The 26,977-nt window shown below is 44.7% G+C and carries 23 protein-coding genes; 7 read left to right on the forward strand and 16 right to left on the reverse strand.

The window, feature by feature from the left end; all coding sequences use genetic code 11:
• Nucleotides 1-14 precede the first annotated feature (14 nt).
• The 3 genes from B9N89_RS17245 (at nt 15) to B9N89_RS17255 (ending at nt 3,189) form a co-directional block, all read left to right on the forward strand.
• The gene (locus tag B9N89_RS17245; RefSeq protein WP_132321131.1) at nt 15-458 is read left to right on the forward strand and encodes a hypothetical protein; all 444 of its coding nucleotides are present in this window, start codon (nt 15-17) and stop codon (nt 456-458) included.
• 52 nt (nt 459-510) lie between these two features.
• A complete protein-coding gene (locus tag B9N89_RS17250; RefSeq protein ID WP_132321133.1) occupies nt 511-1,467 on the forward strand; it encodes a hypothetical protein in 957 nt (318 codons plus the stop codon).
• Nucleotides 1,468-1,713: 246 nt separating this feature from the next.
• Complete coding sequence (locus B9N89_RS17255) at nt 1,714-3,189, forward strand: amino acid permease (RefSeq protein WP_132321135.1); 1,476 nt, start codon at nt 1,714-1,716, stop codon at nt 3,187-3,189.
• Nucleotides 3,190-3,330: 141 nt separating this feature from the next.
• Here B9N89_RS17255 and B9N89_RS17260 read toward each other — a convergent pair whose 3' ends face one another.
• Nucleotides 3,331-4,983, reverse strand: a complete 1,653-nt coding sequence (locus tag B9N89_RS17260; protein ID WP_132321137.1) for a peroxidase family protein — start codon at nt 4,981-4,983, stop codon at nt 3,331-3,333.
• Nucleotides 4,984-5,186: 203 nt separating this feature from the next.
• Between B9N89_RS17260 and B9N89_RS17265 the strand changes: the two genes are divergently transcribed.
• Nucleotides 5,187-5,387 carry a hypothetical protein gene (locus B9N89_RS17265; protein WP_132321139.1) on the forward strand — a complete coding sequence of 67 codons (201 nt, stop codon included), beginning with the start codon at nt 5,187-5,189 and terminating at the stop codon, nt 5,385-5,387.
• An 89-nt stretch (nt 5,388-5,476) separates the two neighbouring features.
• Here B9N89_RS17265 and B9N89_RS17270 read toward each other — a convergent pair whose 3' ends face one another.
• The 9 genes from B9N89_RS17270 to B9N89_RS17310 form a co-directional block, all read right to left on the reverse strand.
• Complete coding sequence (locus B9N89_RS17270; RefSeq protein ID WP_159455443.1) at nt 5,477-6,697, reverse strand: cytochrome P450; 1,221 nt, start codon at nt 6,695-6,697, stop codon at nt 5,477-5,479.
• A gap of 503 nt (nt 6,698-7,200) precedes the next feature.
• Nucleotides 7,201-8,124, reverse strand: a complete 924-nt coding sequence (locus B9N89_RS17275) for an SPFH domain-containing protein (protein ID WP_132321143.1) — start codon at nt 8,122-8,124, stop codon at nt 7,201-7,203.
• A gap of 10 nt (nt 8,125-8,134) precedes the next feature.
• The gene (locus tag B9N89_RS17280) at nt 8,135-9,040 is read right to left on the reverse strand and encodes an SPFH domain-containing protein (RefSeq protein ID WP_412535421.1); all 906 of its coding nucleotides are present in this window, start codon (nt 9,038-9,040) and stop codon (nt 8,135-8,137) included.
• Entirely contained in the window at nt 9,040-9,492 is a 453-nt protein-coding gene (locus B9N89_RS17285) for an NfeD family protein (RefSeq protein ID WP_132321147.1), read from the reverse strand. Before B9N89_RS17285 ends, B9N89_RS17280 begins: the two co-directional genes overlap by 1 nt.
• A gap of 15 nt (nt 9,493-9,507) precedes the next feature.
• Nucleotides 9,508-10,317 carry a TerB family tellurite resistance protein gene (locus B9N89_RS17290; RefSeq protein WP_132321149.1) on the reverse strand — a complete coding sequence of 270 codons (810 nt, stop codon included), beginning with the start codon at nt 10,315-10,317 and terminating at the stop codon, nt 9,508-9,510.
• A 248-nt stretch (nt 10,318-10,565) separates the two neighbouring features.
• A complete protein-coding gene (locus B9N89_RS17295) occupies nt 10,566-11,444 on the reverse strand; it encodes a TIGR02147 family protein (RefSeq protein WP_132321151.1) in 879 nt (292 codons plus the stop codon).
• Nucleotides 11,444-11,926 carry a hypothetical protein gene (locus B9N89_RS17300; RefSeq protein WP_132321153.1) on the reverse strand — a complete coding sequence of 161 codons (483 nt, stop codon included), beginning with the start codon at nt 11,924-11,926 and terminating at the stop codon, nt 11,444-11,446. Before B9N89_RS17300 ends, B9N89_RS17295 begins: the two co-directional genes overlap by 1 nt.
• Nucleotides 11,927-12,128: 202 nt before the next feature.
• Nucleotides 12,129-15,140 carry an FG-GAP-like repeat-containing protein gene (locus tag B9N89_RS17305; RefSeq protein WP_132321155.1) on the reverse strand — a complete coding sequence of 1,004 codons (3,012 nt, stop codon included), beginning with the start codon at nt 15,138-15,140 and terminating at the stop codon, nt 12,129-12,131.
• Between the two features lie 207 nt (nt 15,141-15,347).
• Nucleotides 15,348-16,331 carry a hypothetical protein gene (locus B9N89_RS17310; protein ID WP_132321157.1) on the reverse strand — a complete coding sequence of 328 codons (984 nt, stop codon included), beginning with the start codon at nt 16,329-16,331 and terminating at the stop codon, nt 15,348-15,350.
• A gap of 512 nt (nt 16,332-16,843) precedes the next feature.
• On the opposite strand from B9N89_RS17310, the gene B9N89_RS17315 reads away from it, so the two are divergent.
• Both B9N89_RS17315 and B9N89_RS17320 read left to right on the forward strand, forming a co-directional pair.
• Nucleotides 16,844-17,434, forward strand: coding sequence for a hypothetical protein (locus B9N89_RS17315; protein ID WP_132321159.1), 591 nt, complete (start codon nt 16,844-16,846; stop codon nt 17,432-17,434).
• Nucleotides 17,435-17,543: 109 nt separating this feature from the next.
• Nucleotides 17,544-18,608 carry a Fic family protein gene (locus B9N89_RS17320; RefSeq protein ID WP_132321161.1) on the forward strand — a complete coding sequence of 355 codons (1,065 nt, stop codon included), beginning with the start codon at nt 17,544-17,546 and terminating at the stop codon, nt 18,606-18,608.
• A gap of 39 nt (nt 18,609-18,647) precedes the next feature.
• Here the strand turns inward: B9N89_RS17320 and B9N89_RS17325 are convergent, their stop codons facing one another.
• The 5 genes from B9N89_RS17325 to B9N89_RS17345 form a co-directional block, all read right to left on the reverse strand.
• Nucleotides 18,648-20,117 carry a hypothetical protein gene (locus B9N89_RS17325; protein WP_132321163.1) on the reverse strand — a complete coding sequence of 490 codons (1,470 nt, stop codon included), beginning with the start codon at nt 20,115-20,117 and terminating at the stop codon, nt 18,648-18,650.
• Between the two features lie 189 nt (nt 20,118-20,306).
• Nucleotides 20,307-21,512 carry a hypothetical protein gene (locus tag B9N89_RS17330; protein WP_132321165.1) on the reverse strand — a complete coding sequence of 402 codons (1,206 nt, stop codon included), beginning with the start codon at nt 21,510-21,512 and terminating at the stop codon, nt 20,307-20,309.
• 325 nt (nt 21,513-21,837) lie between these two features.
• The gene (gene nspC, locus B9N89_RS17335; RefSeq protein WP_200820738.1) at nt 21,838-22,995 is read right to left on the reverse strand and encodes a carboxynorspermidine decarboxylase; all 1,158 of its coding nucleotides are present in this window, start codon (nt 22,993-22,995) and stop codon (nt 21,838-21,840) included.
• Nucleotides 22,988-24,184 (reverse strand): saccharopine dehydrogenase family protein, encoded by a 1,197-nt coding sequence (locus tag B9N89_RS17340; RefSeq protein ID WP_132321167.1) that lies wholly within the window; start codon nt 24,182-24,184, stop codon nt 22,988-22,990. The genes nspC and B9N89_RS17340 overlap by 8 nt, the downstream gene beginning before the upstream one ends.
• Before the next feature lie 113 nt (nt 24,185-24,297).
• Complete coding sequence (locus B9N89_RS17345) at nt 24,298-25,560, reverse strand: vWA domain-containing protein (RefSeq protein ID WP_132321169.1); 1,263 nt, start codon at nt 25,558-25,560, stop codon at nt 24,298-24,300.
• A 241-nt stretch (nt 25,561-25,801) separates the two neighbouring features.
• Between B9N89_RS17345 and B9N89_RS31410 the strand changes: the two genes are divergently transcribed.
• Nucleotides 25,802-25,966, forward strand: a complete 165-nt coding sequence (locus B9N89_RS31410; RefSeq protein ID WP_159455444.1) for a hypothetical protein — start codon at nt 25,802-25,804, stop codon at nt 25,964-25,966.
• Between the two features lie 8 nt (nt 25,967-25,974).
• Here B9N89_RS31410 and B9N89_RS17350 read toward each other — a convergent pair whose 3' ends face one another.
• On the reverse strand, nt 25,975-26,910 hold the full coding sequence (locus B9N89_RS17350) for a hypothetical protein (protein ID WP_132321171.1): 936 nt from the start codon (nt 26,908-26,910) through the stop codon (nt 25,975-25,977).
• Nucleotides 26,911-26,977 lie beyond the last annotated feature (67 nt).

Consider the following 26,977-nt stretch of genomic DNA (forward strand, 5'->3'; position numbering starts at 1 on the left):
GGAGTTTCAAAAACATGAAGATTGCAATCGGACCTATTCTAACAGCGACACTTCTCAGTACTACTATCTCGTCACAGGCCTTCGCCCGTGATATAGCCTGCGACAGCCTCGGCGGCGGAGTACTGTTTAAAGATATGTTCTATGGTATTGGCATCGGAGGAGTGATCGGCGGGCTTGCTTACGCTGCGGGTGACAACGACAAGAATGATGGGGGCAAAATCGCTGCTCAAGGTGCTTTGGTTGGTTCCGTGCTCGGCTTAGGCGTCGGCATATGGGAATTCTCTTCTAGAGACTGTGTAGATGCTCAACCTAGCGAACCTCAGCATCTTAACCAAGCCCCTAAAAGCTATCATTTTAGCAGTCAGAAATTTGGTTGGAGCCAACCGAAAGTAAGCTATGTTCCTGCACGTAAATCTGATCCAAGTGCTTGGCAGCTTGGATTGGACTTTAATTTCTAATTTTTTCTAGTGGTTAAATATTGATTTACTTTAGTTTTATAGGGAGCAAATGATGAAGCGGATTTTGAGATACACTTTTCCTTTAGCAATGATTTTGACAGCTGCTTGCGGTTCAGACAAAGATGATAAGAATGTTGATCCTGAAGTTGTACAGAAGTCAGTCCAGGGCTACTGGGCTAACCCCTATCATACCAGTTACTTCAACAGCACGATCTTTCTATTTACCGATAATAAGTTAGATATCCTAAGTACTGAACCACACCTACACTGTCCAGATTCAAGACAGTTCCAAATATCAAATAACTTCATTTCAGTTCCAAAAACAGAACGTTGCAGCGAACTCCGCTTTACCTGGACACCAGATCAAATCATTAGTCTTTGGAATTCAAGAACTAATGAAGAAGAGGGAGGCTTTATACCGACGGAAAGTAAAGTTCTATTGGAGTCTAGCGCAAACACGATTGCTAAAACTCAAGAGTCTATTGCCCCAGTCTTCGATGATCTGATTTTGAAAGATCTAGGCTCGGTGTTAGAATTCCAAAACTTCATAGATGAGTTAAAGCCTTTAGCCAACGACTTCGTTATCGAAGTAACTAAGGACATACAAAACGACTTCGAAAGCGACGGCAGCCTTTTCCCTAGCCATTCAACAAATACATACCCTCAAGGAAAGGATAAATTTTGCCTGTTTGACTTCGTTGGAGATGTTGATTCAAAAGAAGCCATCAAAGAGATCAAAATATGGACTCCAGGCTCTTCCTTAAACCTCTGGTCAGTAAAATACCCAAACAAGAAGGAGCTACTAGAGCTCGGTGTATCTGAAACAGAAATAGAGCGAATTATTTCTGAACCTAGAGACGGGGAATACGAAATCGCTAATAAGATTGGCAATCACTGGCAGATAGAAACAAATTCCACAAGGATCAACTGCTACAAGCGAGTTTCCTTAGCCCCCTGGACTCTCGATGAGATTAAAGAAACGCTTAGCCCAGGAATCCTATTGAAATAGTTGCTGGAATAGGGTGGCCCAAAAAGTGTAGTCGCCTCTGCGTATGTATCTCGTATGATCGATCACTTTCTCGTCATCACCTTGTCCAACTACCTACCGTTCGCTTTGCGGCCTAAAAGGCCGCAAAGCCTTTCCAAGCTCAGATCCAGAACCCCACTCACGATCATAAAAACTCGGCTTCAAATAAGGCTAGAATCCTTGCACAAATTTTCATAGTCTAAGGAAAATTTTTAGGAGACAAGGGTCATGGATAAGAAAGCAAGTGCTGATGGCGTCGTCTATCAGCACGTGGATAAACAGTACTTTGAAAGCAGAACTTTAAAACGCTATGCTGGCGTCTGGTCCCTTTGGGCTTTGGGTGTGGGTGCCGTTATATCTGGAGATTTCTTTGGATGGAACTTTGGCCTTGCAGCGGGAGGTTTTGGAGGTCTTCTGATTGCTACCATCATCATCACTATCATGTACGTAGGCTTAGGTTATTCTATTGCAGAAATGACAGCAACTCTCCCTCACACTGGTGGCGCCTACTCGTTTGGAAGGACCGCCATGGGTCCTTGGGGAGGTTTTATCACGGGTCTTGCTGAAAATATGGAATATGTCTTAACACCAGCAGTCATCGTGATCGGTATCGGTGGTTACTTCGGCTCGATAGCAAACAGCCTCTTAGGTATAAACCTCCAAGAACCTGTATGGTGGACCCTAGCCTATCTGATCTTTGTGGGGCTGAATATTAGAGGGGTGGAGATGACATTTCGTTTCTCAGTAATAATCACCATGATTGCTCTTTCCATCCTATTGGTTTTCTGGATCGGTGCTATCCCCCTATTTTCTTTCGATCAAGCTCTGAATATTCCCGCAACTGAGGGACATAGTTCATTCCTACCTTTTGGCATTAGCGGAATTATGAACGCCTTACCTTTCGCCATTTGGTTCTATCTTGCCATTGAACAGTTGCCATTAGCTGCTGAAGAAAGTCATCAACCAAGTCGCGATATTCCAAAGGGTATGCTTTGGGGCTTACTGACTCTTGTCATTGCAGCATTTCTTACCCTCTTCTTGAATGCTGGTATCAGCCCTGGTGCTGCCGCTGTTGGTGCTTCAGATGAGCCCCTCTTTCTAGCATTTACGACGATCTTTGGCCCTGGAATCGCCCCATGGTTGGCCCTCATCGCTGTGGCTGGCTTGGTTGCAAGCTTCCACACGATTATCTATGCATACGGTAGAAACATTTACTCCCTATCAAGGGCAGGTTACTTTCCACGCTGGCTATCGGTCACCGGACCTTCACAAACTCCAAAAGTCGCCCTAATTGCTGGCGCTACTGTAGGCTTTGTTATTGCTTTGATCATCAAGTACGCACCTACGGACGGGGGAATTCCTGTGGGCCCAGCTCTACTCAACATGGCAGTTTTTGGGGCTTTGATAGCCTATGTCATGCAACTTGTGTCATTTATCATTCTGAGAAAGAAGTTTTCTCACTTGGAAAGACCTTTTAAGAGCCCACTTGGAATTGTCGGTGCTGGTATTGCCCTGCTTATCTGTGTCTTAGCCTTGGTCTTTCTTCTAATGAATGAAGAGTACAGAGTTGGCATTTGGGGCTGTGCAGCATGGATCATTGTCGGAACAATTTGGTTCGCACTACGAGGTAAAACTCAACTAGTCTTCTCTCCAGAAGAGGAATTTGCCTTCAAGGCTAGAGAATCGGCGGCACTACAAAATTGAAGATTGATACTTAGGCACCTAAAGCTTGAATTGATGGATTCGCTTCTCCTGCGGGTGGGATATACAGCTCAATGGAGAAGCAGTAGAATGGTTAAACCAGGTTCCATCACAGGACGCCTTCATGGCATCCTGTGAATCCATTTAGCGGTCCGCAAAAAACACAGTATTATCGAAGTAGTTTCCTAAGTCTGAGTTGCGTTGCAAAACATCCGCGAGGGTGCTTCTTTCGATATACTCACGCCAGAAACCATCCTTGAAGACGTTTTCGTACCAGAAACGATCGCCATCTCGCAATCGAATGAACTGATCTGTAAGAATGCTTGTGAAAGTTTCTCCCAGTCGGCTACCTCCTAACTTGTCTTCACTGAGGCCCCCCACCCAAAGCTCCACGCGATCGGGGTGACCATAAGCTTCTTCTAAGTTTGCGGCGATCTCGGAATTTGAAGTGATACCCTGCTGATCTCTAGAATGACGTTTCAAGAATCTAGATTTTTTATTGTAACCTAGCTCCTGTCTCATTTCGTTATAGGTCGGGAGGAGGTGATCACGACCTCTTTGGATATTCAAAGCGGCAAGATCTGATCCAGCAGATGGAGGGGGCCCAAACAAGAAGCTTCTGACATCTTCAACGATAGCTGTATCGATCTTCTGACTTCGGTTCATCGAAAAACCTAGAAGAATTTTTTCGGGACCTAGCTCCCTGTAGAGAGTCGGGTTAAAGAATGCATTTCTGAGCTTCAAATCCTGAGTTCTAAGCTGACCATTAACAATGTTTGCAACTTTGAGATCACTGGAAAGCATTGAGTGACCAAAGCGAAACGCCGCTGAAGCGAATACATCCTCGATATTTGGATTTATATTTGAGTTGTAGCCTTGATAAGGGAATAAAGGTCGACCCAATAGTAGAGGTAAAAATTCATCATAGGTGATCTTCTGGACAATTCCACCAACGATCAACCTAGCAAATTCGTAAACGTCATCATCTGCCAATTGAGGGTGAAACCCTCGAATCACCTCCACCACATTGTTATGCTCACGAACAAAAATATTATGCATTGCACTCAGGCCTATGTGTTCATTAGCCCGTACATCTCCAGCTGCATAGAAACCAGGTCGGCCGGAACCCCCATCATCATTTTCAATGCCATCAATGATTGGTAGTAGGTCGTTGGCTGATACGGCCAATCTAGCAGAATCATTTTGATCCCGAAGTAGCTCGGCACGCTCTGAATCGGAGCCATAGACCTGTGAACCATCGATAAACGCGGTAAGGCGATTAAACTGCCTTTTCCCACCTTGATCCCGAACAATAGCTGACCGGTTAAATGATATCGTTACGCCACCGCGATTTTTAGGATCAAAAAACGAGTCACCTCTAGGGACTTCAATAGGCATAGACTGAGTCGGGTCTTGAGGTACTAGAGTGATATCATGATCAAGAAATTGACCCCATAGCCAAAATAGATCGCTCACTTGCTCACGACCTTGAGCTGTAGCTTGACGAGCTACGATATTACTGATGTCACGAGGGCTTCTCAAATCAGAAAAATCATCATTATCCTGGCTAGCCCTGAGAGAGAAAAATGATTTCAGTAGTAGCGTTTCCTGTCCTTCATTGCCTGCACTGCCAAAAAAGGGATTATTGCGATTGTTTCCATAGCCATCGATAGAACGGAACTCACCGGGAACCGAGGGAAAATTAAATGGTGGTAAAAAATTATTATCCCCTGGTAACCTGATATCCCCCAGAGCCGAAGCTGAAATGGATAGTGCTATCGCCGATAAAGTTTTCATAATTGATCTCCTGTTGTAGTGCACAGGAGCCTAGAGCAACTTTTGTACCAGACAAATCTGAGGGAAAGTTCCTATAAAAAACCTATTTAGTCATGTAATCTTTGTTTTTAAAGATGCCAAGATGTCCTATTCAGCTTATGCTGTCCGATAAAATCTTCTAGTAGCTCAGCTGCATTCGCAGTTTTGCAACAATAAATAAGCTAGTGGCTAGTCAAATTGAATTCTCGTCTAGGCGACAAGGAGCGAGCGAAGAGACAGTACGTGCTGGATACGGTGACGAGCGAGTGACAAAGTCAACAACGCCGAGACAGCAACTTAAAGATTACAGAGAGCAAGATGTACCAGACTATGGACAAAACTTCCTTCTATCAGAGCAGCTCAGTTGCCTAGTGGGGCAAAACTAAGGGAAGACGGTTCAAAATTCTTGGTTTTTAACTACGAGACTTAAAGAACCGAATCAGCTAAGCAGATCACAAGGTCAAAGAAAGCCAGCCTATGACAATGGCTTTCTTTTAGCTCTTATCCGAAATTCATTGAGTGCCCGTAACCCCAAACTATCCCGATAACTGGGATTAGGAGTTTCACATTCAAGATCCTGAAAATGGCTGAAAAATGTCTCAAAGAAAATCTGGCTCTCTAGGAGGGCAAGGTGATTCCCAGGGCATAAGTGAATACCAACTCCAAAACTAAGGCTTGGTTCTTCATTTCGGAAGATATCAAAACGATCAGGATCTTGGAAAATCGATGCATCTCGGTTTCCTGCACCCAATAAGCAAAAAACACGCTCTCCAGCTGGTATTTTCACTCCTTCAATCACGACAGGCTCCGTTGTAACTCTGGTGACTCTTTGAACAGGAGCATCAAATCGCAAAACTTCGGCTAGAAAACTAGGAATCAGCTTAGCATCGTGAACCACAAGATCTAGAGTTTGTGGGTGATCCATGAGGCATTTCATACCATTGGCAATTAAATTACTTGTGGTCTCATGACCCGCGAAAATAAGAGCGATTGAGTTCGCGATTATGTCCTTATCGCTAACCCCTTTTTCCCGAAGCATTGCTAAAGCTTCAAGAAGGTTGGTTGATAGAGGCGCTCTTGGTTTCCGCCAGACATCTTCGAAATATTCTTCTAGGCCTACAATTGCAGCATAGGTCTTGCGAACAGCATCGGGTTTAACCTTACCATTGAAAAATCCTGCAATATCATCGGACCATTCTTTTATAATTTCCCTATCCTTGGGATCAGCTCCAAGAAGTTCAGAAATTACAATAACAGGAAGAGGGAACGCTAGGGCTTGAACGAAGTCAAAGCTATTAGCCTGATCATAAACACTAGTAATCAAATCGTCGACAATCGCTTGTATTCTATTCTTTAAGTCGAAAACAGATCGGGGTTGTAGAGCTCGAAGAATAGTTCGCCTTATAGGGGTATGTTGAGGTGGATCTAAGAATATCACCCAACGCTTGAGGTTTGACAGCATTGGCTCAAGAGCCTTAATCTGTTCAGCCCCCAAACGGCTAGCCATCGCATCGACGCGATTCGAACTTATCTGAGAATGCTTTAGAACTTCCTGAATTTGTCTGTAGCCTGCAATATAGAATATATCGTCCTTTTCGCTGTAGTAGATGTTTCCATAAGTTTCAAACAACTGACGATACTTCGGGTGGGGGTTTTGAAACATGTCTGGTGAGCCTAGATCTAGCAATGTTGCCATATAGTCTCCTCTCATCTAACGAGTGTGCAAACAAATGTAACATGTTAACTTTTAGCTGCAACTCTTAATATAACAATTGCGAACAGTATAGAGTTAGTACATACAAAGCCTTGTGCCTAATCCCACGTCGCTGCTGATGTGAGACACCTTTTGCCACGACTTCAAGCCCTACTTCATCCAATACATACTCGTTGACTGAACCTACCAGCCTGGGATCAAGGCCGGGGGTTTGGCTATGTTAAAGAAATGACTCCTGAGTCCAGCACATTGACTTCATCTTTTCTGAGGGAATATACCATTCTCAAGAAGCTCCAATAAAAGCCTTTCAGGCTGGATGAAATTCAAACAGAAGGTGAAGCAAATCACCCTTTCCCACTCACGATCTAAGTATGATTGCAGAGAGCTTTACTTTCAAGTCCGATCTCACACACCCACAGCACTTGGTCAAAATTAGCCAGCGAGATCAAATTCGACCTTGCTAGCCCTCCACTAAGTACATGCTCTTAACTTCGAATATCAACACCCATGTTGGATAGCCAGCTATCTGCTTTCGTAAGATCAGCAGGAATAATGATCCTTGTCTTGTCCTTAGCCAGTCCTTGCATATGCTCAACGTAGCGCTCAGCCAATTGCAATTTTAAGGCCTCAGAACCGCCTGGCTCAGCGACGACATCACCGATTTTCTTGATTGAATCAGCAGTAGCCATAGCCAGAGCAAGAATCTCGGCAGCCCGCCCCTCAGCCTCATTAATGAGCTGCTGCTTAGTACCCTCGGAGAGGTTGATCATCTCTTTTTTTCTGCCCTCAGATCGATTGATCTTCGCCTGCTTATCGCCCTCGCTTTTGGCGAGAATAGCCCGGCGGTCCCGCTCTGCAGTGACCTGCTTTTCCATCGAGACACGAACAGACTCTGGAGGCCTAAGATTTTTGATCTCATAGCGGTGAACTCGAATCCCCCAGCTTTCGCCCGCTTGTTCGAGCACCTGAACAACTCTCGCAGAAATTGTATCTCTCTCTTCAAAGGTGCGATCTAGGTCTAAAGTGCCGATCACTGCTCGTGTGGTAGTCTGTGCCAGCTGAACCGCCGCATAGCGATAGTCAGTAACACCGTAGGACGCCTTTGCTGGGTCCATGACGGACAGGTAAATCACTCCATCGACGGTAACATGAACTTCATCCTTCGAGAAACACTCCTGCGGTGGTACCTCGATCGCCTCTTCCTTTAGATCCACCTTGAAGGGAACCTTATCTAAAAACGGAATCAAGGCATGGAAACCTGGTCCTAGAGTTCGATTATAGCGACCAAGGCGCTCCACGATAAATGCCGACCTTGTGGGAACCAACTTGATGGATGAAACAAGCTTCAAAGCAAGGACTAAGAACAATACTCCCCAAAAAACCAAATTGATAATATCCAAAAGTTCCATGTATAACTCCTTACTTCAGTTTGTTTTGAATCTGATCAACGCCCTCGAATATGCCCTTAACTTGCGCCATCTCGCGAGGTAGGACCGAGATATCAGACTGTTTAAAGATATCACCCAACTCGTCGATATATCGTTCTACAACCCGAAGTTGGGCGGCCTCCTGCCCACCCTTCCGTCTCATAGCCTCAGCTAGCAGCTTCATGCCATCAGCAGTAGCTTCTGCAATAATTTGGATCTTTTTAGCCCGACCTTCCGCCTCATTGATCCTCTTTTGCCGCTCGCCTTCGGAGATATTAATGGCATACTGGCGATCCCCTTCCGATAAATTGATGGTCGACTCCTTCTCGGCGGTAGCCAATAAAATCTCAGCGCGCTTTTCCCGTTCCGCCTCCATCTGCTTCTCAAGGGTATTCACCACATGATCACTGGGATCGATATTCATAACTTCGTAGCGAAGGACCTTGATACCCCATGAGCTAGATGCCTTATCAATCTCCTGGACTATCTTTTCGTTAAGGGTATCTCTTTCCGAAAACGTCTGCCCGAGAGATAGTTTACCTATCTCAGAGCGCATTGTGGTTTGAGCAAGGTTGATCGCAGCAATGCGATAGTCTTCTATTCCATAGCTCGCAGATTTCGGATCGATGACCTGTAAATATAGGATGCCATCCACTTCAATTTGAATATTATCTTTAGATATACAACTTTGAGGAGGAATATCCAGGACCTGCTCTCGGGTCTCGTGTCGATATGAGACTCGATCGAAGAATGGAATGAGAATATGCAAGCCAGGGTCTCCCGTCTTGAGAAACTTACCCAATCGCTCAACAACAATGGCTTCTCGCATCGGAACGATGACAAAGGTCAGATAAGCAAAGATCAGGAAGATAATCGTTATAACAGTAAAAAATGTGATCATGTATGAGTTCCTTTCTCTAATGAACTAACCACCCAGGCTACGCCTTGCCGCTTCACGATCACAGCCTGACGACCTGCTGTGAGAGTCTCGCGACTCAGTGCCTCCCAAGTGGTGTTTCGATATTGAATTCGTCCTGAACTTTCAGGATGGATGTCTTGGGTTACCAATACCACTGCACCAATCGCATCAGCGTCTATTTCAACGTTTGCAACACGGCTTTCTCCTGGAAAAAATCTCATGCACAAAGTTCTAATAAGCAAGACATTGACCAAGGCGCAGATAAAAAACATGGTGAACGCCGTGACCCAGCTATCAATCAAACCTAGGTAAATGAGTAAACTGATCACACTAGCGGCCAGACCAATAAATACCAGCACGGCACCCGGAAGAAAAAATTCTGCAACGATACAAACTATGGCGAAATACAGCCAAAAACGCATCATATCCATAGTAGACGTCTCCTCCTAAAAATCCAGTTCAGCCGGTAGCTGTATCTGTTGATGAATGTAGCGAAAGCTCTGCTCATCAAGTTTAATGTGAATAGCAACCTGTTTGATGTACTCAGTTTCTTGATAGTTAAGCTCGCCATCACTGACAGCAATGACAAACATCACCCAAATGAGAAAATGTTTGAGAGCCGGCCTTGGAAATTTTCGATCAATACTTCCACCGAGGTATCGATTGCTAAAGGCCTTCAGAAGGCTTTTCCTTTCTCTATCATCCACCACAATAGGCGCATGTCTAAGAAGAATATCAGCAGCATCGCGCTCCACTTGATGAATTTTTCGATCCGCTGCAATAGTGGAATGCACATACCGGCACAGCTCTAGGTAGTAATCTCTTTGTTGAACCGGTGTTAATTGCGCAAGCAACAGCTGGAGCAAGGGCTTGGGAGTATTAGCACCAGCAAAACCAAGCTCTGCCACAATCATCGGGTCTTCTCGAATCAAGTTGATCACTTGAGCGATCCGGGGCGCAATCATACCAATTTCAAAGAGCGGGCCGATCTGAGGTAACAAGGGAATGGCCTCATCACGATCTTCATCCTGGTAGTCTCCGCTGAATAATTCTGACCAATCAGCGTTATATAGCTTCAGAAGTTGCCAGCAGGCTTCTAGGCTTAGTGTCAATCTTTGTCGTTCAAGATCATAAAGCATACCAGATCGCCACGATAAACTGTCGTCAACTTGCTTACGACTCAAGCCTTTAGCTTCTCGTAGCTGGATCAGGCGCGCGCTGATTTGATCAATGGGAAATTTAAGCTGTTTTGACATTGCATATCTCCGTTTCGTTGTATATTACGAACTATTTGAGGAAATTCTGCAAGTTAATTCGTATTAACTGAATCGAATCGCAATTATTACGGATATTTAATCTACAATATTCAGCCTTACCAACAAGCAAGGGCTATGATTTGACAACCATGATAGACATAAGATCACGCCAAAAAAACCATCTCAGGGAAAGATAGCAATCGAAGCCTTACCATTTTGAATTGCGAGTGAAAGCTCTGAGATCGGCTTTAGTTCGATTCAGCCGATCTAGAATTAAATGGCCAGATATGAAAGAGGCATTGATATACCTCCTGTTGACTGGGATCAGAGTTTGAATTTCCAGAGTAGCTATCTACAAGCTCTTTCAAATCCCGGCGAAGATTAGGCAATTCCTCTGGATATAAAGAGAAAGCACTGGAATTGAAAAATGTTTTTTCGCTGTGAAAGCTAGACTTCAAGCGCAGCAAAGACTCTTCAGTAATGAGCCTAACAAGTTTCTTTAGTGATACCGAGCCACTCAAGTTATCAAGTGTAATCACAACACGCTTATTTTCACTAGTGATAACACCAATGGACTTCAAGCGCTCCAAAGTCATCCCAATATGTTCCTCAGGAATCCCAAGGAACTGAGATGCTTGCTTATAATCGAAGTCGTGAAGGCTCCTTAAATTCTGGCCTTCGATCCTAGCAACTTGGAGCAGATAGACCATAAGCCCAGGAATATACCATTCCTGATTTAGAAGTCTTGGATTAACGGTATAGCGACGCCTCACATTCTGACTGAGAATGTTCTGTTTGCGCTTGAGATAAAACGCCTGCTCTTCTGGAGTCCCCGCCTGATTATAGAGCACTAACGACTCAAAGTATTCATGCTCAGCACTTGAAAGTTTCAGCCGAACAGCTACCCTGTGGATGTGCTCTACCGTAAACTTCCTTCTACCATTAACAAGCATCTTGAGCAGCACATCACTAAGATCAAGTTTTTTAGAGAACGCCTTCCAGCTAGTTGCAGGATCGTTTCTCTTTTGAAACTCATAAATGGATCGAATGAATTGCTTATGGTCTTCAAAAGTAAAGACTGAGACTGCATCGTCAAGTTCGATCGAGTTGTCGCCCCTGTGGTTCATTATTCAATTTCCACCCAGTTTCCAACATGGACAGAATCAATAGGTCCACAATAGAAACTTGTTTCTGTTACTCTACCTCGCCTGTATTTGTATTTTCCATAGCAGGCGTTTGGCTGTTGAGGTCTCGTCGTTGAAAACCTAAGATAGTAAAGACTAGTGGTACAGGTATCCACTTTGAGTTCCTGATCTCGAATAGAAATCACTTCGTTGGGGTGATGGTTTCGAGCCCAGATACGAATGCTATTCTCAAAGTGGCTCACCACTGCTGCGGGGACCTTTTTCTTGGGTTTGCTAGGTGGTGCTTTGATATCCCCTGGGCCCCAATACTGACTTTTTAACTGCATGTTAGTTAAAGAAAGACTCAAGTCTTTTTTGTTGGGCTTGAATCCAATAGGAAGATCAGGGAGACAAATCGACAAGCCCACCTGGCTTACTGAACCGAGAACAAGGAATCCTAGTATTTTAAGGCATCGAAAACTCATAACTCACCTCGCTTGTTAATGCTGAATGGCTGCCTTAATATAAATCGTTGCCACCCAGGATCAAAGCTGATTCTGCCGAATCTCAAAAACAAACGGTACAATTTGTAACCATTAATAATTGAAGCGAAATGATTGGAATAGGACGCCTCACCATGTCCTTTCAACATGCAGCAAGGTTCCCGATGGTTGTTGCCTATTTTTTTTAGCGGTTGCGTACAAAATAGTATTCGTGATTGGCTTTAAGTGGCTGGCTGAACTTTTGTTTTTTGCCATCAGACCAAATTATATCGATTCTCTGAATCTGGCTCTCATTACCCAGGCCGAAATGGGCTTGATACCCTTCATAAGACTGAAATCCCCCTCCAGCCTTAATTTCTCTGATTTGGGAGCTTGTTTTCGTATGGACAATGATTTTACAGCCGATGCAGAATCGGTTTCCCCTGGCATCGCGAAGATGAATGCGTGCTCTATGGTTCTGGTCTTCCTGATTTCGAAACACCTTGATAAGACCATTAAGCGGCATCATAACAATATCTAGATCTCCATCGCCGTCAAAGTCTGTATAGATATGCGAGCTAACATCCATTGTGTCGTTTAGAATGTGATCTTGTGCAGCATTCTTGAATGATTTGCCATTTTGATTTATAAAATAGCCATTCTTATAGCGTTTCGGGGTAAGCCAGTAGCCATTCGAAACATAGAGATCCTGGTAAGTATCATTGTTGAAGTCAGCAAACTTTGCATTCCAGCTCCAGCCAGTAATATCAAGCCCTAAGTCGACAGCCTTGTCTTGGAAAGCGTCGCCATTACCCTCCCTCATCAGCAAGACATTATTTTTTTCAATCTGTGGAATGTAGGGTCGATCCTCACGTTGACGATCCCGCTCGGCCGAGAAGAAAAGGTTACACATGAATCGGTTCCGTTCGTAGGACTTAGGAATTTTCTTGCACAGATCGGGTTTCTCTTCTTTAATCGCGACTATCGTTAGCAATTGCACCATGCAGTCTCTCCGGCGTTTGAGATCACCCAGCCTCTTACAAACCTTCATATTACCCAGATGGGCCCGACGCCACATCAGCGGCTCTTTAAGTTCAACATTCTCCAGACACGTTTTTCGATCTTTCGGAACAGAAATACTCTTGCAATAGCTATCATCGTAATCAAAGTAGTCGTCGGATTCAGCGTCATTGAAGTGCCCGGTAATCTGGGCTAGGAATACTTCCATCTGTAGGTCATTGTTTATGTCGGCGGTGTCAATACTCATGGTATATTTTGTTGTGCGTGGAATAATGGAACCTTCGTATAGCTGCTTTAGCTCACGCCCCCCGTCTGCGCCTGTAAAGAATAAATCTGGTCTAGAGAAATCATTGCCAACAATCAGATCCATCAAACCGTCCTGATTGAAGTCGCTGAATAAAGTAGTGAGAGTTTCACCGCTAATGCTCGGCATCTCCTTGGCCTTAAAGCCTCTTCCTGATTGATTCAAAGCTATTCTATTTCGCGAGTTCTCAGGAGGTTTTTTCGTCATAAATCCCATGTACCAATTACCTAGAAAAACATCCAAGTCACCATCTCTATCAAAATCTGCAAAACTGGAAGAGATCGTAACAATTGCATTAGGGTTAGGGATCAATTTTGGGTGTGAGAGAAATTTCCCCTTTTTATTCTTGAGGTAGAAGACTTCCCCTTTACCGTAAGACGAGCCCAACAAATCAAGCCATCCGTCATTATCCACATCGATAAAAGCAGCAAGCATCATATTTTGACTTTTCAATCGTTTGAGTCCTTCAACACGATGGGTCCTGTAACCGCGGCCAGATCGATTTTCAAATAACCGAAAACCATTCTCAGTAGCGATAACAATATCTTCATGACCATCACGATTGTAATCACCAGCAGCCATGCCACGACTGAAGAAAAATGGGCTCAGAAAGTCATTGGTATTATATGCAATGGGTCGATATAGACCTAGCTTTTTACCGGGGACCAGAGCAAAATCACCTTGCCTACCCTGTGGTTCGCGGAGTGCCTTGCCATAGATTTTAATCCCCGATGCCGCAGTTAGTAAATTGAAACCTGGAGGAGGCTCTAGACCAGCTTTGATCGGCGAGCCGAAAGCTTTGGGTACCAAAGAAAATTCTTCCTCGAAAATTTCTAGGCCTTGATTAAAGTTGTACTTAGTGTATTGGTCGGTGACCAATCCTGCGATAACACCAAGGCCTGACACTGCAACGTACATTTTTAGGGCCAGCTTGAGAGACATCCGGCGACTGATAACCAGAGCTGAATAAATACTATAGGAGCTCAGAGTTAGCATGAGGATCATGACGAATGAATCTGATGCACCATTAGCCATAAACGTTTGAGCAAGAACGATATCCAGCCCGATGGGAGCCGGCAGGAAAGTCCCAACGAAGGCTAATAACCCCCAATTCAAAAGAGAGCCATCGTTGATCAATCGTTCGAATTCGATGAAATGGCCCATCAGTACTCCCAAAAAACCTCCCAGTAACATGAGAGGCCCCGTTGTCACAGCTATCCAACACAAGTTGTATAAGAAGCTTTTTGTTACTGATAGAATTGAAGTAAGCCAAGTCTCCGAAGAGCTTTGATCTGATGGAACTGCGCAGGCCTCTTTTTCATCATTCAATTCATGTTCATTTCGCGAGATCCAAGGAACCACCGCTAATACAAGAAGTAAGACGAAAGCAATCTTAATTAGTACAAAGTGAATGGGAAACAGAGCAATCATCATTGTCATGACTATCACATTAAAATTAGGGGAACTTACCATCATAGCTAAACTGAAATCAGCCCTTCCAGATGATCGATATGCTCCGATTCCAATTGGTGTTGCGCAGTTCACACAAACTCCGAGGGGTGCACCGAATAAGAGCCCTTGGAGAGCATTACTATTACGCCGACGATGTGCTGGTATCAGGTTGAGCAAGGTCAGGATCGATGCTCCAAAAAGAATCCCAAACATCATCCCCTTCTTGTTTGTGGAGGCCCAATTCGCTGTTTCAACAGCTATAAGGTGAACGGTATCAGACGATGTGGGAGACCATGTTCGTTCGAAGCTTAGAAGCTCTGACAACTCGATCTCACCAGCCATAGCCGCCTTGCCGTTGAGTTGCGGGTAGCGGGAACCAGTCCAAAAGGTGGTAGCTATACTGATCGTTACGAGTGCTGCGATAAAGATTTTTTTAGTCATGAACCTTTCGTCTTCCAAATAATTTCATTGAAATATCGGGACATTCGAAGCGATGCTTGACCTAGAGCGGAGTTGGATTAGGCTTAACCTAATCGTAGGCTTTAGAATTGGGAAAAACTTGAGGAATTCCATGTAAGACGCAAAAAAGCAGACATCAAGTCTGCTTACGAGTTCAGTAAGATTTTGCGAGTCGCAACCTAATTCCACTTAGATAAAATCAAGTATCAGGAAATTGCTGGTAACAACCTCGATGGCTGCCCCAGAGGCATTCACAGCACAAGACATCACATCCCTTGGCACCCAAGTTTCACCAAAGTAGGTTTGACCCTGGATTGTAATCACACACCCTAAGTCACTACCGAGATCTTGATTGATCGAATAGTGATTCTCCTTGTCTAACTCCGTTAACGGAATTAGCCCGAAAAGAGACTTATATTGACCAGCTGGGTCTAAGTAAAGCTCATAGGTACTATTTTGGAAGGCATAGGGTAAAAGACCGTTACCTCGTCCCGTCGCAACTCTGCAGTTGCCATTCTCAACCCGCCCCATTCCTGAGACGCCGGTGTTAGGGTCATTTGTGCGGCAAACTGTTTCATCAAGCACCTTCAGTGCTGCCCGTTCCTCAACTTGGTTAGCTTGTTTCCAACCCTGAAATTCGATTGGAGCCAAAAATGTAGGGTTGTCTTCTGCTATTTTTCTTGGGCTGTCTGGAGCTTCTATAATAGTGATCCACTCATCACCTTTTCTAAAATCTACCCGAAAAGATACGATTGATAGCCCTAATTGGAGACTTTGATAACTTCCTGCTTGTGCAGAATAGACTACGTGGAAGCGTTCGTCTTCAGGGCTAGTATTAATATCAATCTGAAGTTCGGCGGCATCATGAGTCCAAATAAACTCCTCACCTAGCTCGGCAAGAGCTAGCTTTCGTTTGGATTCATCAACCAAAGCACAGCCGACATCTTGCTTAACCAGACCATCATCATTGGCAAAGCTTGTATTTGTACAGGCTAGATATGCACCATGAACGTTAACTGGAGGAATCACAGACTCATCCTCGACGATCTTCGCATCCTCCTGCTGATCTTCCACTAAGATTGGATTTGATTTTCCAGGATCACTGCTTAAAGAGGTAGGATTATCACATGCAGACAATAGTATCCCCATGACGATCCACTGCGCTGGTCTCATATTCGCCTCACTCAAATTGTTCGCGATGTTCACCCCTAACCCTTTCGAGTCCCCCAACTCGAACACCGGCATTGCGCCGCTTCATAACGACTGTATGCAAAAGATCGTCCAATATTTTTTACCAATATAATTAGCATTTTAAGATAACTACCATGCCCAATTCTTACCAAACCTTTGACACCCGTATGATTCTGCAAGCCATTCGAAAAGGCTAACGATCTTATTGTCGTAATAGAATCTCGTAATAAATTTTAACGGTTTTGTGATGAATTCCAATATAAATATAAATTAATTATTAATTTTAGGTGTCTTCTATATAAATAAGTTCCGGAGTGGAACTGTTTTTTGGGAAGTCATGAGAAATAGCCGTTACTTGGAATCAAATTATGGTAAGACTCCTCCCGCCGTTCTGGAAAAAACATTTCAGCATCGGCAGCCACAGTTGTTGTTGCGCCTTGGATTCCAGAAGGACCATGGCGTGTTTTTGAGTTCGTATATGAATTGGAGAATGTATGAAAAAGATGATTGATAGTGCCGTAAAGCTGTCAGTTGCAAGCTTAATCCTTACGGGTCCTGCAATCGCTCAAGACAAGGCCTTTGAAACAGATAGTGATTTTTCAGCGAAGGTTAACCTACCGGGAGAAGGTTGGAACCCCAACTCTGCTGATATGCAAATATCAGACACTACGTCTGGCTTTGGCGCTGAAAAAAGTGACTGTATCAAAGACAGCGCTGAAATAATTCTATCGTTCGGCGGCAAAGCTGGCGTCTATGATATCAGTGGATGCTCTGGTGACAATTACAACCTAGGTCACGGCCTATCCGTTGACGAACAAGGTTATGGTTGTACTTGGAGCGGCAGCGAAGTTGCGGACACCTCCATCGCCACCTTGATCGATGAGCTTGGTAAAAGTTACAATACTGGCTCGAAGGCTTGGACAAGAGTTGAGCGATCTCTGCTTGAATACTGGCTGACCGAAGCTGATGTGAGGATTCACTCAGTTGGAGGAGACTGCTATGAAGCTGCTGCTGGCGCTTTTGTCATTGTCAGTGAAAAAGAAAAAACCATGCTTAATATCGAGCGTACCTTCTGGTCAACCTGATTGACACAAAGTTAGCGGGCCTTTGCCCGCTTCTTATCAAGCAAGATGGCAATCTCAAGAATTGCCAAGGTTTTAAAGCTAAGATGTACGAGAAGGAAAACTAGGTCACGTGGAATATAACAGTTTCAACCTCGCAAAAATTGATCGCGTGCCCAGCACTAACAGCAACATTGACATCAAGCTGGAGGCAACGCCTCAGCCCCACCCCGACTTTTCTTTGGAGTATTTTCTATTTCGCTTTTGGTGTGGAGACAGCGCCCTTAGAGAGGATCGCTACGTCACACGAAAGCGCTTGGCCCTCCAAGCAGTGGGAGTTGATAACGGCGACCGAGATGCTCTACGACTCAATAATCAAATCAGAGCCTATCAACAAGCCTACGAGCTTGTTCTCAATGCTGATAACGTAACGCTAGACCTCATCTGCCGAATTAACGGTTTGGTATGCACCCAACATAAAGAGTCTGGCAGAATACGTAGCAGTCAAAATTTTGTGGGCAAAAGAGATAACCAGCCAGTCTATGTCCCTCCAAGTACAGGCGCCCTCCCCGATCTTGTCGATGATTTGATATCGTATATAAATGACGATTCTATCGAAGCCATTCCACGCATGATAGTAGCTCATAGCCAGTTCCTGTTGATCCACCCCTTTCAGGATGGCAATGGTCGAACCGCGCGCATCATTATGGATGCAATGCTATACCGCACCTATGGGGCTTCCTATCTGAGCTTAAGCCTACAGAGGCTGGATAACAACGCTCGCTACATCGATACGATACAAAAATTCAAAACCAACATTCCAAAAGGCTTAGGGGATTCATATTGGGCAGAAGGCTTCTCATTGATAAGCTCCTTCAAAGATGAAGCCAACCAAATTATCAAGCAAGCCGATCTAGAGATTAAAGGCAAACTGGCGTTTTTTGATCACGATAAGGATGTTCTCAGCCTGTGCAGAACTCTTTGGCAGCGCCCAATCATCTATCAACAAGATATCCCTGGCTGCGAGTTTTGGACAGAAGGTCGCCTCGCAAAAGCAGTCAATACCTTGGTTCAAGCAGGCATCCTTTCTTTGAGAAAACTTCTTAAGCCAGAAGGCGAAATGATTCTTGAGTGCCCTATCATTTTCAAAGCTTGGAAAAAAATTGACGATATGGTTCTCGGCATACAGGAATCGTGATCTTCAGGGAGCCAAAAGCCCCCTGACAACCTTAAGCCTCTAAATTACGCACTGAACTCCGTCGACATCGTAGCCATCTGTAGAATGATCCAGAGGCGATGTATCTTTAATCTTGATAAACTGAGTTCCAGCAGGCAACACAAGTTCGCCATCGTGGAATACTTCACCGATAGCCTGCCACGTTTCAGATGACCGACGACGCTGTTTGACGAAGATCTTAGCTTGCTCTTTGTATTGCTCATAGCTTCGATTAAAGGATGTTTCGTAGATCCGAATTTTCTGGCCTTCGATACTTGGGTAGTCGAGTTGGAGAATCATAGCTCCACGGAAACCAAGGCTCACAAAGTTATAGTTTTCACGGCTTGTACTGGGATCTAGATCGTCAAATAGCTCGTCTGATGATATCTCTAAGGCATTACTTAGAATCTGGCGTGCTTCCATCTCAGTCTCAGAAACATTAAACTGCCCAGGCTTGTAGCGCCTCACAGCAACAGCTCCATCACAACCACAGTCACTTACCATTGGTAATACTGAGACCTTGTCCAGGTAGGCACCAAAGCTATCCGGCTTTCCAGTTTCCCAAAATTTCACTTTACGAAGGTCAGATTCGACTTCAAGTACAGCTTTGAACTCAAACCAATGGTTATCGACCTCTGTCAGATCGTAGCTGGCTAAACTTCCCTGGTAATGTCCTGTTGATGGTCCATTAAGATCGATTGAGAAGCTGTGCTCTGCGAATCTTACTTCTAGAGTTCTCTCATCTTCAGTAAGTGACAGACGACGCTTTCTAAAGAAGAATGAAAATTGGTAGCTTTGGCCTTTCACAAGATCAAGCTTCTGGGAGATTCGGATATTTGTGTGCTCGTTTCCTCTATACAGCAAACAATTTTCTGGACCTCCACAGTCGGAATCAAGTTCAACAAACTGCTTTCCAAAAGTAGCTGACGCGGTTTCATAAGCTTGAATTTCTAGTTTTGGATTCAAGCCTCCGCACACTTCTCCATCTTCATAGGAACGTTTGCTTTCCTCAGTCCAGCTGACTCGCCATCCAGGAACTTCACGAGACTCGAATATGTCCCATTTTTGACCAGCATTCAGTGGATTTCTTTCAAAGGATCCATTTCTCACAAGATCATGAGATCCATCTTCAGGGATACTTAGATTGCAAGTCTCGCCGTTATCTTCCATTTCTAGTTCTTCGTCGTCTGTAGGATTAGTTAAATCGTCAGAGCCATCGTTTTCATCTGTAGTCTCTTCGAGATCCTGGTCGTCATCGCTGTCTTCATCTGGCGATGGTGGAACGAAGTCGGAATCATCGACTTCAATTGGGCTTTCATTGAAGTCTGATATCTCGGGCAAAAGATCATTATTACTAGGAGGATTAATCGAAGGTGTCGCATCTGCATCAGCTCCGAGAGGCGCTCGATCGCCGTTAACACCTTTGAAACTCGCACTATTACAAGAAGTAATGATACCTAGAAGCATTGTGAACATCAGTTTTTGATACATGGATGCGGTCCTCTAAACAGTGTCTGTAATTTATCCACCGGTTTCAGCTTTAACTAGCAGATGATTCGATTTTGAAATGGTTTTGGATAAATGGACTGCAAGCGACGTTCCATGAAGTTCTTACATCAGGTAGTAATATCAGTTATTTCGGGAAGTAATGATGGGATCAATGGTATCTGAACGAGCAGCTCAAGAGCTAGAATCAGAAATAATTCGCTCTAGGCAAGCTCCAAAAATATCAGTACCACCGCAGTCCTCTGAGCCATCGGTTGAATCATCCTCTGGCGGAGTGTCATCATCCTCTGGTGGAGTATCATCAGACACTCGTAACGACTCAATCCAGTCTTTAAGAACTGCAAGGCCCGCACTATCGGGCCGACTTGTCCCAAAGGCAGGCATCCTGCGTCCATCGGTCAGATTCATTCTCAGCCATATCATACTTGAATCAACCGAGCCGGCTTTGATGAGTGCTGGTTCTTCGACGCCAAGACTTCCAAATTGTGGTGGAGCCCCGATGAGGCTATCACTTGCAACTTGCCAAGATAAGTCAAATGAAAATGAACCATCATGGCAAGAGGAACAGTTGACATGAAGCATAGCTCTAGCTTTGTCTTCTAGAGAAGCTGACTGGTGGTCCAGAGCTGGAAAACCTTGAAGGTTCTCACTGTTTTTGTAGCCCGTAAGTTGCTGGCGAGCGCTGAGTTCATCCATGAACTCATTAGGGATGCCATCAAAACTAATCATCTGCTTGCTAGTGATTCCTAGAACAGGATTTTCAGACCTATGGCAACGGGCGCAATCTTCTGGCCCAGGTACCAACCAAGTTTTACCATCAGCAAGTTCTATGGTTTTAGCTTCACTTATCAGGGCAGCATCGGTTTGATGTTCGTTCCATATATACACGAGAGCTTGCCAACCTTGGTTCCTGTGCACGTAAAGTCGACTCTCCAAGAACCGATTTGTTCCCGGATCGACAAAATGCTTCATAAGAACCGACCCACGAGGAAACGACCAAGGACTTTCACTTTTAAAGGCAACAGTTTCATCATTTGGTACAAAGACCCATCGAACCTTTTCTAAGCCATCCGACCACAAAGGAAGGTTAACTTGATAGTCGTAGACTTGTTTTCCATGAGTCAGAGGTTTCGTAGGAACAAAGAATCCAAACTTCTTCAAGGATACGGGTGGAACCCACTGTGAATCGAGCCAACTCGGAACGATATCGGAATCGTTCGGTAGCTTCTCTGGAGCTTCCACAGGAACTTTATTTTTTGGCTGCGAATCTTGGTTTTCTCCACTAACTGTTCCACTGGCATCTGACTTATCAGACTCGCCCTGGCAAGCTAGCAAGAAGAAGTTTGTGAGTAGTATGGCTGAAATCAATCTTATATTCATCGGCTCAGTCTTTTCAATTCAATTACTTTCACTGTGTTTTTGCAACCAGCGTGCCGCCCGTAAATATCTAGAATCACGGAGAATTGCTATCACGCCAACGTTTATTTCACCGACAAAGTTTCAGCTCGAGAAGATAATTATCAGATTTTGTTGCATTTTAAGGGAAGTCAAAAAGCGATGAAGAAAGTGCGATTACAAATGAGCATTTGAATGCTAAGTTACCGAATTAAAGATACCTTTTAAGTAAAGATGAGAACGGTGAGTAAACTTTGATGCACGTTGCAACCTGGTTCATCATCCGCTCTCGCCCAATGGCAATCGAATCCTAGCTTAGCCGATCCTTAAAGGTTTCATATGGGAACTCTTTCACTGTTTTGTAGTTCCCATCCTGATCAATCAAAGTGATCGCTGGTAGCTGAACTCCATTAAAGTTGCTGGTCTTGACGATTGTATAGTGACTCATATCTAAAATGGATAGGCGATCTCCGACCTCTAGAGGCTCATCAAAAGAATATTCACCAAGTACATCTCCTGCGAGGCAGGTTAATCCCCCTAAAAGGTAATTGTACTTTTTCTCACCTGGCTTCGCACCACCGATGATTTCTGGTCGATAAGGCATTTCCAGTACGTCTGGCATGTGAGCAGTTGCGCTACAATCCAAAATTGCGATTTTACCGTCATTATCGATGATATCGAGCACCGTGGTCACCAAGTTACCTGTTCGAATCGCGATAGCTTCTCCAGGCTCCAAATAAACATCAACATTGTAGGTGTCTCGTACATGTTTGATCAGCCGAATCAAGCGGTCTCGGTCGTAGCCAGGGCGAGTGATGTGATGCCCACCTCCAAAGTTCACCCACTTCACTTTCTCAAGAAGCATCTTAAAATTTCGTTCGACTACAGCCAGAGTGCGCTCTAGGGCATCCGAACCAAGCTCGCAAAGGGTATGAAAATGCAACCCTTCAATGCCATCCAGATCTGCATTTGCGATTTCTTCTCCACGTACACCAAGACGCGATCTCGGAGCGCAGGGATCATAGAGAGCAACCTCGACTTCACGATGCTCAGGATTGATTCGTAAACCGCAGGAAACCTTACCCTTCACCTTCGATTTGTATCTTTGCCACTGGGGCAAGGAGTTGAATACGATGTGGTCGCTAAACTTTAGGGCAGCGTCTAGATCAGAGTCGCTATAAGCTGGGGCGTAGGAATGCACTTCTTTGCCGAGCTCCTCACGGGCTAGTTGCGCTTCATGGGGCGAACTAGCAGTCGCACCTGATAAGTACTTAGCAACTAGGGGAAATGTCGACCATGTCGCAAAGCCTTTAAGAGCAAGCAAAATCTTGCAACCCGCCCGCTCTTGGACATCTTTAAGAATTTTCAGGTTGTCTTCCAACAAGCCGAGGTCAACAACCCACGAAGGGCTCACGGCCACCTTCGCAGGATCGATTCGGTGAAGAGGACTAAAATAGTCATCAGTCAACGGGTAGCTCCTTCACATGCCATGGCAAGCCGTACTTTGCAAGCTGCTCCAAAAATGGATCAGGATCCATTTGCTCCATATGCACGACACCTTTTTGATCCCATTTTTTCTGAAGCATCATCATCGCCCCAATCATTGCTGGAACGCCGGTGGTGTAACTTACTGCTTGAGATCGAACCTCTCGATAGCACTCTTCATGGTCGCAAACGTTATAGATGAAGATCTTCTTTTTCTTGCCGTCTTTCATACCTTCGATAATACATCCGATAGACGTCTTACCTTTATATCCTTCAGCCAGACTGCCGGGATCAGGAAGCAGGCACTTGAGGAACTCCATAGGAACTACTTTGGTGCCTTTGTAATCGACTTCGTCGATTCTAGTCATTCCAACATTGGCAAGCACTGTCATGTGCTTGATATACTCCTCACCAAAGGTCATCCAAAAGCGGATGCGCTTCAGGCCTTTGAGATGTAAAACAAGAGACTCAAGCTCTTCGTGATAGAGCAAATATGCCTTGCGATCACCAACTTCAGGAAAGTCAAAGGTCTGTGATATCTCTAGGGGATCGGTTTCTACCCACTTGCCATCTTCCCAATACTTTCCTCTTTGCGTCACCTCTCTAAGATTGATCTCTGGATTGAAGTTTGTCGCAAAAGCTTTACCGTGATCACCAGCATTACAATCTACAATATCGACATAGTGAATCTCGTCAAAATGATGCTTTTGAGCGTAGGCACAGAAAACATTGGTCACACCTGGATCGAAACCAGAGCCCATCAGCGCCATCAAATTGGCATCTTTATAGCGGTCTTGGTAAGCCCATTGCCATTTGTATTCAAACTTTGCTTCGTCTCGTGGCTCGTAGTTGGCCGTATCCATGTAATCGATCCCTGCTGCCAAACAGGCGTCCATAAGCGGTAAGTCTTGGTATGGGAGTGCTACATTAATCACAAGAACAGGCTTAAGATCCTTGAGATATTGCGTCGTTGCCTCGACGTCATCGGCATCCAGGGTCGCGACATCAATGTCAACACCACGCAGCTCCTTCACCGACTGTTGGATCTTCTTGCATTTCTCTAAGGTCCTGCTAGCCAGTGTTATGTGGGTGAAAACATCCGAAGCCTGTGCGCACTTGTGAGTGACCACACCGCCGACGCCACCAGCGCCTATTATTAATACTTTGCTCATCCCAAGTCTCCGATAAATGAGTCGAAATAAATCACCTTGAATAACAACAGAAAAATGAATTTAGCAACAGCTTTTTCTGATTTCAACCTGTCTAGCCGGCTTTCCGTACAGTCCTAGTCCCAGGAGATAAAGAGATTGGTTTTGTTGCTGTAGACTTCCCCAGCCATATCCTGCACTTCAGTGCTCACAGTCGCGACCAATTCTTCTCCAGGTTCAATCGTGCCTAATTTTATGGGCTTTGTTGAAAATAGCCATGCTTCGCCATGATCTTCCGCCTTATTGATAACAGACTGATCGAAGGCAAGTGGCTCCTGGCCATCAAGTGAGACCTGGATTTTTAGGCTGTCTGGCTGCCAAGCAAAAGCTGGAAAAGCGGCCAGACCTTCCACCAATTCTTCGGCGTATTTAGCTGTGCGCACCCGGTCCCCCGAAAGCTCGGAGAGAACCTCTAAGGCCTGAGCCCCTGCATTACCCAACCGTACACTTGCAAACTCCAAACCGGGGATCACTTGTTTGAAGAGATCAAGCTCCTCTAGACTTGCCAGAAAAGGCTCTTCACCTGGTGCATTCACCAGACCATCAGATAGCAAGATAGCGGCTTTGCGTCCGCCTTTATCAAGCAGTAGATTTTGCCCCGCCATGAACGCCGCAGAGTAGTTGCTAGCAAATCCCACAGGCTCCGAAAGATCTGCTTCACCAGATAGACCTCCGGGATTTTCTCGCCCTGTGGGAATCAAGGGGCTATTGATAAGATAGCGACACGTATTCGATGCCTTGATTGCCTGCTTGAAGCCCTGAATGCCTACAAAATCGATCACAAAATCGCTAACGACACTATCAGCAAATGGAATCATCGCAATCCGAATATCAACATCAGCCTCAGCTTGTTCCTCAAGCTTCCTGACCATTCGATCGATCGCTTTAAGCCTATGGCAAGAACCATGATGAAGAGGGTCGTACCCAGGTTTCAAGTCACAATGATCCTCACCCAAATGAATTCCCATACTTTCACTGAAATCTACGAGGAATAAAACATATACTGTGTGGTCTACCTCTGAACAAAATCGCCCCTCCATATCCACAACCAGCCTTGCCTCCTGACCAGGAGCATATTGCTCTTGGTCTTGCATATTAATCTGAAAATCCAAATCATCTTGATCACAATCAAACGCTGATCTTGATTGCGCATCGAAGAATTGTTCCACACCAAAGGGCAAGTCTTGGGGCTGTTCGCCGGTTCCGTCATCGGAATTTTCTTCGCTATCTATTGGCGAGGTAATAGGGTCTTCTTGATTACTAAAGCGAGCAACTCTAAGAACATTCGAACACGATGTGATATAACTGCAAATAAGCAGCATGAGGCCGTAGCGTATCACCTTGGGTCCCCTCCCGTGATTTTAAATTTTGCACGTCAACTATACTTGACACGAGGGTGTTCGCACTGAGGGATAGCCACCTAAACCAGCATGGAATTCTACTCACGATTGCCGATACTTACTTGGGGTCATTTTTCCTAGTAAAAGCGATGCAGGGATGATTGCCCCTAGAATTTATTCTCAATCACTGTCGTAGTCAGCTGATATCAAAGTACAATAGACGCCACAGGAATTTGATGCCATGGGTGGCTCATTGCTTAAGAAGGCAAGAGGCTTGAAGGACTACAGTGACGAAGCAGTGTATCCTTTCAAGAAGATCACACTTCAGCCGTCAATTTACGAAAAAGTAGCGATAGCAAACCCCCTGCTATCGCTACTGCAATTCATGAACGAAAAAATGGGCTAAGACTTTTTCTACTTCACCGGATGAACAGGATCTTTACCAGCGTTGCCATCTGGCTTAGAACAGGCTTCAATTGCTGCAATGTATGCCGCAAAAAGTTCCTTCTTAAGGTTATCCATGTTAATCAAACGGAAAGTGATAAAATCTGTTGCTAGCAAGTTTGAAAAGCGAGGAACAAGATCAAGCTTCTCTTGCTGACGCTTCATCCCTGCCGCATAGCGATCAGATTCCGCTGAACTAACTTCTAGTGTCTCATAGGTGAAAAGCATATCTTCATTTAGATCGCGACGTCGTGCTTCCGTAGCATCAACTTCGAAGTTTAGGTCTTCTACCTGTCCTTCCAAGCTTTGCTTTTCACGAGTCACTTTAGAAATGGAGAAATCTAAATCCCGAATCTCAGATTTAAGCTGCAATCGCAGCGCTAGAAGTTCATCACTAGCACCAAGCTGCATGATTGCCGTTTCTACCTTGTCCAGCTGATTTTTCTTTGCAGCCTGCTTAGACGATAGGTCGTCGATATCTTCTTGGACAACAGCAATTTCACCTTCGACAATCGCGATGTCCTCACCTAATCTGGCTGTCTCTTGATCGAGTTGGGCAATTCTCATCTGGAAATCCAAGATTAGAATGTCATTGTCTTTCAGACGTTTGATTTCACGTTCATAGGCAGATCTTAATTCAGCAAGCTCTGATGAAATGGTTTGCTTCACTTGAAGCTCAACCATATCTTTCTTCGCCTTAAATAAAATAGGACAATTGCTGCGAGTTGGCTCAACGCCCTTGTCGCAAGATGCTACTGTTGCCGTCGCATCGTCTAAGTACAGCAGCATATTTTCTTGGCCACTGTTACCAGGTGATGCAATATCCATCACTTTAGACGATTCAACTTGAGTTCCACATGCGCTCAGTACAGCCATTCCCATCAATGAAAACGCTAATCTTTTCATAAAGATCTCCCTCAAAAAATGTGATTTTGAAAACTGGAGATTGTCTAACTTAAAATTCAGATTGGTT

Source organism: Pseudobacteriovorax antillogorgiicola (genome assembly GCF_900177345.1).
In the GTDB taxonomy this organism is placed as follows: domain Bacteria; phylum Bdellovibrionota_B; class Oligoflexia; order Oligoflexales; family Oligoflexaceae; genus Pseudobacteriovorax; species Pseudobacteriovorax antillogorgiicola.